A 13,762-nucleotide genomic window follows, 5' to 3' on the forward strand; every position below is an offset into this window, starting at 1 on the left:
CCTCTTATTTACCGCTCGCCATAGAGTATTCTGACTATTCGATACCCTTATGATTTGCATTATATTTTTTGATATTCTGCATAAATTCCGTACTTTCATCCCTGACTTTGTTTTGTTCTTCGTAATATCTGTCGATATCACTGAGATCATAGCGGGAATCGTCCAAAAGTCTTGAGCCAAAGAATTCAGCATAATAGTATTCAGGTTGCTCACTGAGTTTGGAATTCTGTTCATAGTTGTAGACCTTGTCAAGAGCACCGCTGTACAGCCATATAAGTCCGGCAACAACGGCTGCAATTCCGACCAGTATCGTGGAATTTGCTATTCTCTTTACCGTGGTAAGTCTGTTCATCTCTTCCTCAAGATGCTTATCCAGGGCATTCTTAAAATCTGTAGATATATTATCAGACTCGTCCAGTTGTTTCATACCAACTATAAGCGTGTAATAGATATCCAGCTCTTCATAGCAGTTTTTGCATGATCTGACATGCTTAATAAACTCTCTGAGTTCATCGTCAGGGAGTTTATTCTCAATAAACGCCATTATCTTTGACTGTGCTTCCAAACAATTCATATGATCCACCTAGTTAATCTCAAATGATCCATCATCCTGTGTGTTTTCAATCTTTCTTATGACTAGATAATACGGTTCACCCTTCTCTGGAACGACCTGGACTCTGTCGCCAACCTTGTGTCCCATAATCGCCCTGCCTATAGGTGATACGTTGCTCACCCTTCCGTCAAGCACATCAGCACGAACGCTTGTGACAACTCTGTATGTTTCCTCCTCGTCGTCATCCTCAAAATAAACGGTTACCGTGTTATCAATTCCAACCTCATCGTCTGCTGAAGTATCATCTATTATATCTGCAGTCCTGACAAGCCTGTCCAGATATCTGATCCTTCGCTCATTGGCATTCTTGTCTTTCTTTGCTGCATAATATTCGAAATTCTCACTGAGATCCCCCTGAGCTCTGGCCTCCTTTACGGCTTCAAGCTTCTCCTTCCTGACTACACATTTTCTATATTCGATCTCCTGTTCCATCTTTTCGATGTCTTTTTTTGTAAGCTGCTTACCCATATCGATACGCCTCCAAATCTAACGCAATACTTTATATATACTATCACAAAATCCATTCAAAGTAAAATGAGGTGTTGCTGCACTGGTTATCATAGCGGCTGCCTGTATCCAGTGCGGATACGGTCCTCAAAAAAAATACCCGGCAACCACTGCATGCAGTAATTACCGGGTAAAGTGTATACGTTTAAATATATAACCAGAAATTAGTTGTTGATAAGCTTGTCTGACTCGTTGTTCCAGCTATAAAGTGCTCTGATCTGCTCTCCAACCTTCTCTGATGGATGCTCTGAAGCAAGCTTTCTCATAGCCTTGAAGTGAACCTGACGTCCTGCTGGTGACATGTCAAGGAGGAACTCCTTAGCAAATGAACCATCCTGGATGTCCTTAAGGATCTGCTTCATAGCCTTCTTTGTCTCTGCTGTAACGATCTTAGGACCTGTTATATAGTCACCGTACTCTGCTGTGTTAGAGATTGAATATCTCATTCCAGCGAATCCTGACTGGTAGATAAGGTCTACGATAAGCTTCATCTCATGGATACACTCGAAGTATGCGTTTCTTGGATCATAACCAGCCTCGCAAAGTGTCTCGAAACCAGCCTGCATAAGTGCACAAACACCACCACAAAGGACTGCCTGCTCACCGAAGAGGTCTGTCTCTGTCTCTGTTCTGAATGTTGTCTCAAGAACGCCGGCTCTTGCTCCACCGATTGCAAGTGCATATGCAAGTGCAAGGTCAAGTGCCTTACCTGTAGCATCCTGCTCTACAGCAACAAGACAAGGTGTACCCTTTCCTGCCTGGTACTCTGAACGTACTGTGTGTCCAGGTGCCTTTGGAGCGATCATTGTTACGTCAACATCCTTTGGTGGCTTGATACAACCGAAGTGAATGTTGAAACCATGAGCGAACATAAGCATGTTACCTGGCTCAAGGTTTGGCTCGATATCCTTCTTGTACATATCTGCCTGTAACTCATCGTTGATAAGAATCATAATTATATCAGCCTGCTTTGCAGCCTCAGCGGCTGTGTATACCTTAAATCCCTGTGCCTCAGCCTTAGCCCATGACTTGCTTCCCTCGTAAAGACCGATGATGACATTGCATCCTGACTCCTTAGCGTTGAGGGCATGTGCATGACCCTGACTACCATATCCTATGATTGCGATTGTCTTTCCATCAAGTAATGAAAGATTGCAATCCTGCTGATAATAAATCTTTGCTTCTGCCATTTCTTTAATCCTCCTAAATATGTATAAAATGACTTATATATTAACTACCACTTGGATAATTAAAAACGTATTAACCTCTGATGAGACCTGTGAGACCTGTGCGTACAAGCTCAACTATCTCATGTCCATCGAGCAGTCTGAGGAACGCCTCACACTTGGTTGTTGTTCCCGTAAGTTCTATAATAACCGAATCTTTGGAAACGTCAACTATATTCGCTCTGAAAATATCTGCAACTGAGATAATATCCTTTCTCTCGGACGGATTCGCTTTAACCTTGACAAGAACGAGCTCTCTGCATACAGACTTGCCAGGCTCAAGCTCCACTATATCCACTACATCCTCAAGCTTGTTGAGCTGTTTCTTGATCTGGATAAGGCTGGCTTCATCGCCGCTAACTGCAACAGTCATTCTGGAATAAGCGGGATTCTCAGTCTCTCCTACTGTCACACTGTCAATATTATAACCTCTTCTACTGAACAGTCCTGACACTCTGCTCAAAACTCCCGATGTGTTGTCAACAAGCAGTGACAAAACAATATTACCCATCTATATGTACCACCTTTCAACTCGTCTCTTTAAAATGTACTAAATTATTATAGTTATAAACCACTTTAATGTCAATTTATAACGTGAATTTTGTAATTATTTTTATCTGTTATTTCTGATAATTTTTGTTGTGTATTTACAAATACCCCAAAACTTATAGTGAGATATCCGGATTTTTCCAAATATTTACTCTATGCCCAGAAGATTCTTGACTACAACCACGCAGTTTGCCGCATCCTCGGAATATCCATCCGCACCGATCTCCTCGGCGTAGCTCTCGGTTATAACTGCACCGCCTATAACAACTTTACTGTCCAGGCCATTCTCCTTCACAGCTTCAACAACATCCTTCATCTTGACCATGGTGGTTGTCATGAGGGCTGACAGTCCGATTATGCTGGCGTTATTATCCTTTGCCGCTTGTATTATCACATCACAAGGAACATCCTTGCCGAGATCTATAACATTAAATCCATAGTTTCTGAGCATAAGAACCACGAGGTTCTTACCTATATCATGTATATCGCCCTCAACTGTCGCCACGACTATGGTAGGCATATCAGAGCTGTCCTTGTCCTTCAGAACAAGTGGACTTATAACACCTATCGCCATCTCCATGGTCTCAGCACTTGATATGAGCTGTGGCAGGAAATATTTTTTCTTCTCGAAGAGTCGTCCGACCTCATTTATCGCACCTATCAGATCGTTATCTATGATGGACTGGGGATCAGCTCCGCTGTCAAGCACAGCGTGTACATCGTCAAGTATTGATCTCTTATTTCCCTTGAGAACATCTATGTATATCTGGCTTTTTCCCTCCAGATCAGATCCTGCTTTGCCGCCGGATGCACCCGCTCCCGGTGAGGCAAGCTCAAGAGGTTTGACATTCTCAATATAACGGACATCGCTCTCCTCCTTGAAAAGCAGCATATCAGAAGCAAATGCAGCATTCATGAGCATGGTCTGGGAAGGATTTGCTATAGCCATCGTAAGTCCACGAGAGATAGCCATGGTGAGGAATGCTGTATTTACAAACATTCTCTCAGGAAGTCCAAATGAAATGTTGGACAGACCACAGATGGTTGCAAGTCCGTTGTTATAACAGTAGTTTATGGTTTTCAGGCAGTTGATGGCAGCGTCCTTCTGGGCACCGACCGTTGCAACAAGTCCGTCCACAACCACATCATTCTTCGTAAATCCCATCTCATACGCAGTGCCAAGCACCGTGTTGATTATGTCCTCCTTCTCCTGTGGACTCTCCGGAAGCCCCTTATCCGACAGAGGAAGAAGAATAAACATAGCTCCGTACTTCTTTACAAGAGGCAGTATCTCTTCCATCTTCACCTTCTCAAGGGATACTGAATTGACAAGCGCACGTCCCGGATAGATACGAAGTGCCGCCTCAAGTACCTCTGGTGAGCTGGAATCAAGGCATAACGGAAGGTTTACAGCCTGCGATACCTGATATACTACCTTAAGCATCATATCTCTCTCATCGATACCATTCATACCGACATTGATATCAAGTATTGAAGCGCCTTTATCTACCTGCTCTTCGGCCATATTCATGACAAGCTCAAGAGATCCCTCCCTGAGCTCAGCCTGAAGCTTCTTCTTTCCAGTCGGGTTGATTCTCTCTCCAACAACCTTAAACGGAGCATCCAGATCTATTATGAGAGATGAACGCTCAGATGATATACATCTGACATGCTCTGAACTTATCTCAGGAACAGGCATCTTGGAAGCCATATCAGCAAGAGCCTTTATGTGTTCAGGTCTCGTACCGCAACAGCCACCAGCCATTCCGGCCCCGGCCTCGATTATCATCTTCATATCTTCAGCAAATTCCTCAGGGGTCATCCGATATACGCTTTTATCATTTACAAGCTCCGGCATTCCGGCGTTCGGCTTTGCAAATACAGGGATAAATGCGATGCTCTTCATCTGTCTAACAAGCTCGACCATCTTATCAGGGCCTGTGGAACAGTTTACACCTATAGCTGCCACTCCAAGATTCTGAAGAACATTTACTGCTGTCACAGGATCGGTTCCATACAGGGTACGTCCATCCTCGTTGAATGTAAGGCTGGCGATTATAGGGAGATCTGACACTTCATTTGCCGCAATAACCGCAGCTCTGGTCTCAGCGAGGCTCATCATGGTCTCGACCACAAGCAGGTCACAACCACTCTCGTCTATGACCTTTATCTGTTCCTTATATACGTCGACCAGCTCTTCAAACTTCAGTTTTCCCATAGGATAGAGCATCTCTCCGGTCATGGTGATATCGCCCGCCACGAGGCCATGACCTGCAGCCTTGACCGCTTCCTTAGACAATTCTACAAGTCTTCTGTTCATGTCCTCAAGGTCATCGGCAAGCCCATACTCGTTGAGTTTTATCCTGTTACATGTAAAGGTTGGAGCATACAGAATATCTGTGCCGGCGTTCAGATATGCAACCTGGAGGTCAAACATTATCTGTGGATGTTCAAGTATCCATTTCTCGGGGCACACGCCAAGAGGCATGCCTGCATTCATAAGATTTGTTCCTGTGGCTCCATCAAGTATAAGTATCTTATCATCAAACAGTTTTCTGAAATCTGCCTTTTTCATGTCTTATCTCCTCGTACTCAGGCCTGATCCAGACCTTCATCAGTTATTTTTCCATCGCCGTCTGCGGCTGCTGTTGCCAGCATGTCACATCTCTCATTTCCAGGGTTGCCGGCATGACCTTTGACCCACAGGAATTCCACGTTGTGTGGTGCTTTTGCTGCAAGCAGACGTTCCCACAGATCCCGGTTTTTGACCGGTTCATTCTTGCCGCGCTTCCAGCCTTTTTTGATCCAGCCCTCTATCCAGTGCTGGTTAAATGCGTTGCACAGATACTGTGAATCTGAATACAATTTCACATTACATGGCTTTATAAGAGCCTCAAGCCCGACTATCGCCGCCATAAGCTCCATTCTATTGTTTGTTGTCTTTATATATCCCTGGCTGTATTCTCTCTCATGAAGCTGTCCCTTTGCATCGATAAACTGAAGAACAGCACCATATCCACCAGGTCCATTTGGATTGCCTCTGGCAGATCCATCAGTGTACAATATTACATCCATATATGATCTCCATAATTATATTTTCTGTATAAATGAGTCTATGATACGAACAAGTCTTCCTGACGCTTCATCGCCCGCCGCAATGATCTCCTCGTGCGAAAGCTCTCCGCCGAGGCCTGCAGCTTTGTTGCATATTGAGGAAAGACCTGCGACACGCATTCCCATATGTCTTGCAGCTATAGCTTCACATACAGTGCTCATTCCAACTGCATCTGCTCCCATTCGCGCAAACATTCTTATCTCTGCAGGAGTCTCATACTGAGGACCGGTGACCTGAATATATACACCCGACCTGAAATCAATATCATTTTCAGCAAATGCTTCTCTGATATAGCTATTCAGCTCCACATCGTAGACATGTGTCATATCGGGAAATCTCACACCCAATTTATTATAGTAACTGCAAATGAGTGGCGATGGTACAAATGTTGAAATGTGATCACTTATCATCATGATATCGCCCGACTCAAGCTTCTCAGATATTCCGCCTGCAGCATTTGTGAGCAGAAGTTTATCTACACCAAGCAGCCCCATGACACGGACAGGCATAACAACCTGGCTCATATCGTATCCTTCATAATAATGGACCCGTCCCTGCATGATAAGGACCTTTTTCCCGTGGATACATCCGTATACGAAGCGGCCTCTGTGTCCTGCTACTGTAGATACAGGAAAATGTGGAATATCTCCGTAATCCACATACACAGGGTTCTCAATAACGTCCGCCATATGTCCCAGACCACTGCCCAGGATAAAGGCTATATCAGGAACATCTCCTATCGCATGTCTCAAATACGAGGCAGCCTCCGTCAACTGATCGTATGTTACCAAATCATCACCCCCATAATACAAAACAAGGTCAGGATATTATTCCTGACCAGGATCTATATAAGTTATAACGGAGACGGAGGGATTTGAACCCTCGCGCCGGTTGCCCGACCTACCGCATTTCGAGTGCGGACCCTTCAACCTCTTGGGTACGTCTCCAATTACACTTTAATAATAGCAGATGACAGGCATTCCGTCATATACTATATTAAACAACTGTTCTGCCGCGGATACAGGAAGATTTACACATCCATGGGATCCGCTGTTCTTGTATATATCACCGCCGAATGAACTTCTCCACGATGCATCATGGAATCCGATTCCCAGCTCGCCTATGAATGGCATCCAGTATGTTACAGGAGTCTCATAGTCATCGCCGATAAGCACAGCAGGTGTCTTCTTATACAGGATCGTATATACACCTTCAGGTGTTCTGTATTTGCCATTGTTTGCAAGGCTTCCGGTTACGCAGTCGGAATCCCACACAAGATTGCCGTCTACATATGCATATACATGCTGCTGGCCAAAATCACATTCGATATATGAATCACCGATATCATCGCCGCCATCGTGATAAACTGCAGCGTAGCAGTCAAACGGCGGTGTATGTGTTGTGGACTCTCCGGCTTCAAGAAGCTTCATGAGCTCTTCTGTCTCACCGTCCACATCGATCATCCAGCCATACCAGGTATTCGCCAGAGTGATGACATCACCATTATGAGTTCTGAAATTCCTCGGCACACCGTATGTATCGTATCTGCTTGCGATATTCTCGACATACTCACGCACCTTGTCTTCTGAGAATTTCCATTTTCCTTTTACGTTGCTGATCCAGTCGCCATATTCCTTGCTGGTAAGCTTCCATGACACCTGATCTATCTCATATGTAATGGTCATCTCAAGGATCTTTGCAAGTTCCTTCTGCTCATTTACTATCTCTTCACTGTCGGCTGTGAGCTCAGGACTCTCGTATGCGTCACTTTCCGATACATCAAGCACGGATTCACCTTTAACAATCGCCTCATCTATTATACAGCATAATCTGTCAAAATCAAGATAATTTCCTTCAGATTCAGGAATAATTGTTGATTCTCCATCCTTGATCGTAACATAGGCATCTTCCGGTTTCTCCATCTTGGACTCGTCAAGACTGTCATAGCTCTTCAAAAGATTCTCGAGAGCATCCTTGTCATACGACGCTGAATAGTAAAGGTCATAATCTTTTCTCTTTAGCATGTAATAAGGCCAGAGGAAACCATTTTGTTCGCTTATGATCTTCTTGGCTGTTATATTCGGCTTTATATCAAGCGATATATCTTCTGGTTTTATGACATGTTCCTCACCGCCCCTGAGCTTGAGTGTGAGGGAATAATCCTGTATGTAACTCTCTATGTATGCATCGACATCATCAAGTGAGTAAAACGAATAGTCTATATCATTGATGTATGTCTTGTAGTTGTAATGGAACATGAACCATATCGATATAACTATATATGTACATACGACCACCGCTCCAAATATAGCCGCTGTGATCTTCAAAGCCCTGTGAGTCTTTTTTGCAGGCTTGTCATCCGGTTCGTCCGCTTCATCAGAAGCTTCATTATCTGGGAATATCGGTATCCCTGCTCCATCGGGAATGGCTGCATCCGATGCCGCAGTCTCCGGTTCGGTCTCTGTCCCCCCGAATATTGTCTCTTCAGCAACTATCTCTTCAGCGGCATCAGTGTTCACATTATCTTTATCTATATTGTTATCATCTGTGTTATTGTTCATAAAATCACGCTCTTCCCCTTCGCACATAATTCCATGCGAACTTACATCCAACATACATAATATTATATGCTATATTACTATAATTCAACTCTTAATTATGTTTAAATATAAGAGGCTAACGCACTGTTATCTGGACAAATTGATGGTCACCAGATCCGGTTCGTTATTAACTCTGATTCGGATAGTGTGAAGTCCGAGTCCTGCACAGACTATCATATTATGTCCATCGCAGGAATATAACCCCTTATAGTACTTTGGAAACAGTCTGATCATAGGCGATATCACGCCCCCGAGAAATGGCAGGATCACAAGTCCACCATGTACATGGCCGGATACAGTAAGATCAGCGCCCCATCGGGAATATTCTTCAAAATAATCAGGATCATGTCCTATAAGTATATTGTAATCGGATCTGCTTATCGGTGGAAGTTCATTCAGCAAATACTCTTCATCCATATCGAGCTTTTTGAATCTTCTGTAATATTCCGTCTTCATGTCAAGTCCGTATATCGTGACATTGTATTCATCAAGATGAACACTTTCATTTATAAGCCAGGTGATGTTATCTTTTGTTCCTTCATATAACCTGTTCCACATATCACCATATTTTTCATATATGGATGCGCGCATCTCATGATTTCCTTTTCCCATATACACAGGAAAACGCTTGCCAAGTTCATTCAGGAAATGTATACCTATATCTACTGTAAGTCCCGGCTTTCCGACTATTATATCCCCCGCCACCAATATGAAATCCGGATTGATCTTTTCTATACAGCTTATAAGCTTCTCATTGTCCTTTCCAAATTCCGCATTGTGGAGATCTGATATCATGACTATCCGGGCTTTTTTTCTTATTCTCCTGTCATGCAGTTGATAATTTGAAAACGAGATTCTTCTGTTTTCGCGGTAACTCTCTATCAAAACATTAACAAGCGTTATAATGCATAGTACGATAACTACAACTAAAAAAATCCTCATGTATTTAACCTCAATATGTAAATTGTAACTTGAGCACTTTAACGAAAGCGTACTTCATACTCATGGAATCAACCTTCTCCGCCGCATATATCGGCACTGAACCGATGCACCTCTCGCCAATATAATAGCTCATCTTTCCAAGCTCTTCACCACTGTCAACCGGGGCAGTCAGCGGATCTCTCATCTCCAGTTTCTTCTTCACATCCTCCGCGTGTTCTCCCGCAAGCAGGATCCCGGTGAATTGTGAGTCGGTCTTAATTGTAACACAACTTTCGGTGCCATTGTCTATGGAAATCTCTTTTTCTTGAAGAATATTCAGATCTGTATATTTCTGGCACATCGAATATCCATAATCAAGCAGCATGCAGGCGTCTTTGTTTCTGATATCCTTTGTATCAGCTCCCATGATGACAGCAATAAGCTGTATGCCGTCCTTCTCAGCAGTCGCCGACATGCAATATTTTGCGGTATTTGTGAAACCTGTCTTAAGGCCGGTTGCTCCTGTATACATATTCAAAAATTTATTTGTGTTGACGAGATCAAACTGACTCTCGCCCCTTCGTGTTTTATGTATGATCGAATCCATCCATATGCCTGAATAATCAAAGATGGCAGGATATTTTGTTATGAGTTCTCTGGACATTATGGAGATATCCCGTGCTGACATTTTATGTCCATCCGCATCCAGACCACACGCATTTTTGAAACTTGCATTTGTCATCCCCAGCTCAGCAGCCCTCTCATTCATCTTTTTCACAAACGCTTCTTCGCTTCCGGCAACCTTTTCCGCCATGGCAACAGCCGCATCGTTTCCGGATGCAATTATAATACACTTTATCATATCTTCAACAGTCTGTTCTTCTCCTGCCTCAAAGAAGCATTGCGATCCGCCCATGGACGCAGCATGTTCACTCACAGTTACAATATCATCAAAAGTCATTTGTCCGGCCTCTATCGCCTCAAAAGCCAGAAGAAGCGTCATAACCTTTGTAACCGAAGCCGGAGCCATGGCTTCATCACAGTTTTTTTCAAATAACACCTGACCTGTGGATGCCTCAACGAGTATACAGCTTGGAGATTTCACCTCCAGAACTTCTGTCTGGTCTGCCGCCTGAGTCTCTGTCTGTTCCTCTGCATATACCATAAGATTCGTACTCATTGTGTTTGCAAATATGATAAAGATGAGTACCGTTATAACAGATAATCTTCTGATATTTTTCTTCCTGCCCATCTTTTTTCTATCCGGAAAATGCAGCATACAACTCCTCTTTCAGTTTCTGTTTATATATTATATTATGCATTTATCCGGCAATATGACTTTTTATCCCACCAATATAGTATTATTTTCTTTATTTTGTAAAGTTTTTCTGATATAATCAATGGCTAGAAAAAAGGAGGACATGTTTCATGAGTATGAAATTAGTTAAACGAGTACCAACTGGCGATGAGATCAAGGAACTATACCCTCTTTCAAGCGAGTTGAAAGCCATCAAAGCCAGAAGAGATGAAGAAATCAGAAAAATTTTCGTAGGCGATGATGACCGATTTATATTTATTATCGGACCTTGTTCAGCAGATAATGAGGATGCTGTTTGCGATTATCAGAATCGTCTTGCAAAGGTTGCAGATGAAGTTAAGGATAAGATACTGGTCATTCCACGTATATATACTAACAAGCCAAGAACTACTGGTGATGGTTACAAAGGAATGCTCCATCAGCCTGATCCTACAAAGGCATCAGACATGCTCGAGGGCCTTTACGCCATCAGAAAAATGCATATAAGAGCTATCAGGGAGACAGGACTTACCGCTGCTGATGAGATGCTTTATTCAGAAAACTGGCAGTATGTAGATGATATCCTCTCTTACGTTGCCATAGGCGCACGTTCTGTTGAGGATCAGCAGCACAGACTTACCGCAAGTGGAATGGATGTTCCTGTAGGTATGAAGAATCCTACAAGTGGTGACTACAACGTTATGATGAATTCCTGTATAGCAGGACAGCATCACCACACATTCCTTTATTCTGGATGGGAGGCACATACAGACGGAAATCCTTTGACACATTGTATATTGAGAGGTGCACTGAATAAGCATGGACAGTCTATATCCAATTATCACTATGAGGATCTCAGGCTCCTTGCTGACACATACAAGAAGTTCAACCTCGTAAATCATGCATGTATAGTTGATGCCAACCACAATAATTCTGGCAAGAAATTTATTGAACAGCCAAGAATTGTCAAAGAGATAATCCACAGCAGGAATTACGATTCTGAGATCAAGAATCTTGTAAAGGGTGTTATGGTTGAGAGTTATATCGAAGACGGCAACCAGCCAGTAGATGGTGGATGCTATGGTAAGTCTATCACAGATCCTTGTCTTGGATGGGATAAGACAGAGAGACTTCTCAAAGAAGTTGCTGATCTTCTGTAAAAAATACATTTTAAGCCTGCGCGCTTATACAATTACACATGCTGTGCTTATACAACAAAAGAAAACCGGCGGATCTATCATGATACCACCGGTTTTCTTTATTTATCTGTCAGGCCGAAGCCTCGCAGAGTTTGACGAGTATGCATCTTCCCAAAGACACATCTCCCATCATCTTATATTTACTTGTAGTATACGCATACATCGGATCGACAACTCTTCTCAAAAGTCTTGAAAGAACTGGAACTGTAAATACATATTTAACCTTATACTCCCTGTCCGAATTCTCTGTTAATCTGGCAACATGATCCCTTATATCTATGTAGAACACCCCACTATCATTGCCGATAACATTGAACTGAAGACAACAATCATCAATATCCGCCAATTCCAAAGAACTGAGAACGCCGTCGATACACTCCACGCATTCTTTATACGTCATATAAACACCCAATCTTTATAAGAACTCGAAGTCTGCATCCTCATCGCCATCTCCGATAAGTACCTGATTACGCTTTACTCCTTCTTCTACTTCACCAACAATAAGTTCTTCCTCTTCTTCCTCCTGAGCAGCCTGAGCACTCTTACCTGTGAATGCTGCCGGCTTTGGCTCTGCCTCTGGAGCAGCCTTTGGTGTCATCTTAAGCTTCTGAGGTGCATCTCCGCCCTGCGACTTCATCTTAAGCTTTGTTATAGGATCCGCCTCAACTGCAGCTTCAACCTTATTTGCAGCCTCAGCAACCTTTGCACTTGATCCGCTCTTGAGTGTCTCCATCTCTTCCTTGAGCTTGGCAAGCTCAGCCTTTGCATTTGCGATAACCTCGTTAGCCTTCTTCTTAGCATCGTTTATTATCTTGTTAGCCTCAGCATTTGCTGCGTTGGCTTCCTTCTTGGAACCAGGAGCAGCCTGCTCGAGCTGCTTCTCAAGCTCATAAATCTTTACGCTGTTCTCCATAAGGTTCTTCTTTGACACTTCGTTCTCTGACTCAAGAGCTGCATACTTTGTCTCAAGTTCTGCATAATCTTCTGCAACTGAGCGCAGGAAGCTGTTAACCTCATCCTTATTATATCCAAAAAGTCCTTTTTTAAAGGTTTTAGATTCAATCTGATCCTTTGTCATTGTATAGTTCTCCTTTTCAGTATTAGTTCTCTCTATAATATTATCCTTTGCATATAGAAACTCCACTTGTAATTATATTAACAAATATTCATTTTTTCAACAATATTGTTGGATTTTATAAAATTTTCCCAATATATTACAATTTTTTCGGCAAATCATGGATATATTACAATTCATTACTGTCAAGTAATATGGTAAATGGCCCATCATTGGACAGATCCACTTTCATATCTGCACCAAATTCTCCATGTTCCACCACAGGAACAAACTCACGGCATCTTTCAATTATATACTCATACATCTCATTGGCCATATCAGGCGCTCCTGCACCAGTAAATGATGGTCTGTTGCCCTTCCGGCAGTCTGCGCACAAGGTAAACTGTGAAACGATCAGGAGTTGGCCGTTTACACTGTTTATGTCAAGATTTGTCTTGCCATTTTCGTCGGCAAATATCCTCATCTTCACAAGTTTGTTTATCATCTTGTCAGCGATCTCTCTGGTATCCGAATCGTATACTCCGACAAACACCAGAAAACCTTTCTGGATGCTGCCTATCATATTTCCATCTACCTCGACTGATGCGTGATTGACACGCTGTATAACAAATTTCATTTTACGGATCCTTTCATAGTCTTTTTACAGACTATTTTACCAGC

The 13,762-nt window shown here is 42.8% G+C and carries 14 protein-coding genes and 1 tRNA gene; 1 reads left to right on the plus strand and 14 read right to left on the minus strand.

Annotated elements, in window-relative coordinates; genetic code table 11:
• Positions 1-34: 34 nt before the first annotated feature.
• From ABUA34_RS02060 to ABUA34_RS02110, 11 genes are all read right to left on the minus strand, one after another.
• On the minus strand, positions 35-574 hold the full coding sequence (locus tag ABUA34_RS02060; protein WP_022216444.1) for an anti-sigma factor family protein: 540 nt from the start codon (positions 572-574) through the stop codon (positions 35-37).
• A gap of 9 nt (positions 575-583) precedes the next feature.
• Complete coding sequence (gene greA / locus ABUA34_RS02065; RefSeq protein WP_015534956.1) at positions 584-1,081, minus strand: transcription elongation factor GreA; 498 nt, start codon at positions 1,079-1,081, stop codon at positions 584-586.
• A 203-nt stretch (positions 1,082-1,284) separates the two neighbouring features.
• Positions 1,285-2,310 (minus strand): ketol-acid reductoisomerase, encoded by a 1,026-nt coding sequence (ilvC, locus tag ABUA34_RS02070; RefSeq protein ID WP_015534957.1) that lies wholly within the window; start codon positions 2,308-2,310, stop codon positions 1,285-1,287.
• 70 nt (positions 2,311-2,380) lie between these two features.
• Positions 2,381-2,857, minus strand: coding sequence for an acetolactate synthase small subunit (ilvN, locus tag ABUA34_RS02075; RefSeq protein ID WP_015534958.1), 477 nt, complete (start codon positions 2,855-2,857; stop codon positions 2,381-2,383).
• Positions 2,858-3,043: 186 nt separating this feature from the next.
• Positions 3,044-5,470, minus strand: a complete 2,427-nt coding sequence (locus ABUA34_RS02080) for a homocysteine S-methyltransferase family protein (protein WP_349822776.1) — start codon at positions 5,468-5,470, stop codon at positions 3,044-3,046.
• Positions 5,471-5,487: 17 nt separating this feature from the next.
• Positions 5,488-5,970 (minus strand): ribonuclease HI, encoded by a 483-nt coding sequence (rnhA, locus tag ABUA34_RS02085; RefSeq protein ID WP_022216442.1) that lies wholly within the window; start codon positions 5,968-5,970, stop codon positions 5,488-5,490.
• A gap of 15 nt (positions 5,971-5,985) precedes the next feature.
• Positions 5,986-6,801, minus strand: a complete 816-nt coding sequence (locus ABUA34_RS02090) for a purine-nucleoside phosphorylase (RefSeq protein ID WP_349822777.1) — start codon at positions 6,799-6,801, stop codon at positions 5,986-5,988.
• A 68-nt stretch (positions 6,802-6,869) separates the two neighbouring features.
• A tRNA-Ser gene (locus ABUA34_RS02095) sits at positions 6,870-6,957 on the minus strand.
• 9 nt (positions 6,958-6,966) lie between these two features.
• Positions 6,967-8,571 (minus strand): L,D-transpeptidase family protein, encoded by a 1,605-nt coding sequence (locus ABUA34_RS02100; RefSeq protein ID WP_161171927.1) that lies wholly within the window; start codon positions 8,569-8,571, stop codon positions 6,967-6,969.
• 126 nt (positions 8,572-8,697) lie between these two features.
• Positions 8,698-9,552 carry a metallophosphoesterase gene (locus ABUA34_RS02105; protein WP_022216439.1) on the minus strand — a complete coding sequence of 285 codons (855 nt, stop codon included), beginning with the start codon at positions 9,550-9,552 and terminating at the stop codon, positions 8,698-8,700.
• A gap of 10 nt (positions 9,553-9,562) precedes the next feature.
• A complete protein-coding gene (locus ABUA34_RS02110) occupies positions 9,563-10,810 on the minus strand; it encodes a D-alanyl-D-alanine carboxypeptidase family protein (protein ID WP_238050284.1) in 1,248 nt (415 codons plus the stop codon).
• A gap of 149 nt (positions 10,811-10,959) precedes the next feature.
• Between ABUA34_RS02110 and ABUA34_RS02115 the strand changes: the two genes are divergently transcribed.
• Positions 10,960-11,988, plus strand: a complete 1,029-nt coding sequence (locus ABUA34_RS02115; RefSeq protein ID WP_022216437.1) for a 3-deoxy-7-phosphoheptulonate synthase — start codon at positions 10,960-10,962, stop codon at positions 11,986-11,988.
• 109 nt (positions 11,989-12,097) lie between these two features.
• Here the strand turns inward: ABUA34_RS02115 and ABUA34_RS02120 are convergent, their stop codons facing one another.
• From ABUA34_RS02120 to dtd, 3 genes are all read right to left on the minus strand, one after another.
• Positions 12,098-12,427, minus strand: a complete 330-nt coding sequence (locus ABUA34_RS02120; RefSeq protein ID WP_015534963.1) for an SCP-2 sterol transfer family — start codon at positions 12,425-12,427, stop codon at positions 12,098-12,100.
• A 15-nt stretch (positions 12,428-12,442) separates the two neighbouring features.
• Positions 12,443-13,105 (minus strand): DivIVA domain-containing protein, encoded by a 663-nt coding sequence (locus ABUA34_RS02125; protein ID WP_055144408.1) that lies wholly within the window; start codon positions 13,103-13,105, stop codon positions 12,443-12,445.
• A gap of 166 nt (positions 13,106-13,271) precedes the next feature.
• Positions 13,272-13,718, minus strand: coding sequence for a D-aminoacyl-tRNA deacylase (dtd, locus tag ABUA34_RS02130; protein WP_015534965.1), 447 nt, complete (start codon positions 13,716-13,718; stop codon positions 13,272-13,274).
• Between the last annotated feature and the right edge of the window lie 44 nt (positions 13,719-13,762).

This window comes from Coprococcus sp. RTP21428st1_C9_RTP21428_210409 (assembly GCF_040227395.1).
GTDB classification, from domain to species: domain Bacteria; phylum Bacillota; class Clostridia; order Lachnospirales; family Lachnospiraceae; genus Coprococcus; species Coprococcus aceti.

What these genes read in the sequence shown, in the direction of transcription:
- ABUA34_RS02100 (WP_161171927.1), bottom strand. Translation starts at nt 8,571, where the DNA reads ATGAACAATAACACAGATGATAACAATATAGATAAAGATAATGTGAAC.
- ilvC (WP_015534957.1), bottom strand. Translation starts at nt 2,310, where the DNA reads ATGGCAGAAGCAAAGATTTATTATCAGCAGGATTGCAATCTTTCATTA.
- ilvN (WP_015534958.1), bottom strand. Translation starts at nt 2,857, where the DNA reads ATGGGTAATATTGTTTTGTCACTGCTTGTTGACAACACATCGGGAGTT.
- ABUA34_RS02110 (WP_238050284.1), bottom strand. Translation starts at nt 10,810, where the DNA reads ATGCTGCATTTTCCGGATAGAAAAAAGATGGGCAGGAAGAAAAATATC.
- ABUA34_RS02105 (WP_022216439.1), bottom strand. Translation starts at nt 9,552, where the DNA reads ATGAGGATTTTTTTAGTTGTAGTTATCGTACTATGCATTATAACGCTT.
- ABUA34_RS02080 (WP_349822776.1), bottom strand. Translation starts at nt 5,470, where the DNA reads ATGAAAAAGGCAGATTTCAGAAAACTGTTTGATGATAAGATACTTATA.
- greA (WP_015534956.1), bottom strand. Translation starts at nt 1,081, where the DNA reads ATGGGTAAGCAGCTTACAAAAAAAGACATCGAAAAGATGGAACAGGAG.
- dtd (WP_015534965.1), bottom strand. Translation starts at nt 13,718, where the DNA reads ATGAAATTTGTTATACAGCGTGTCAATCACGCATCAGTCGAGGTAGAT.
- ABUA34_RS02120 (WP_015534963.1), bottom strand. Translation starts at nt 12,427, where the DNA reads ATGACGTATAAAGAATGCGTGGAGTGTATCGACGGCGTTCTCAGTTCT.
- ABUA34_RS02125 (WP_055144408.1), bottom strand. Translation starts at nt 13,105, where the DNA reads ATGACAAAGGATCAGATTGAATCTAAAACCTTTAAAAAAGGACTTTTT.
- ABUA34_RS02060 (WP_022216444.1), bottom strand. Translation starts at nt 574, where the DNA reads ATGAATTGTTTGGAAGCACAGTCAAAGATAATGGCGTTTATTGAGAAT.
- rnhA (WP_022216442.1), bottom strand. Translation starts at nt 5,970, where the DNA reads ATGGATGTAATATTGTACACTGATGGATCTGCCAGAGGCAATCCAAAT.
- ABUA34_RS02115 (WP_022216437.1), top strand. Translation starts at nt 10,960, where the DNA reads ATGAGTATGAAATTAGTTAAACGAGTACCAACTGGCGATGAGATCAAG.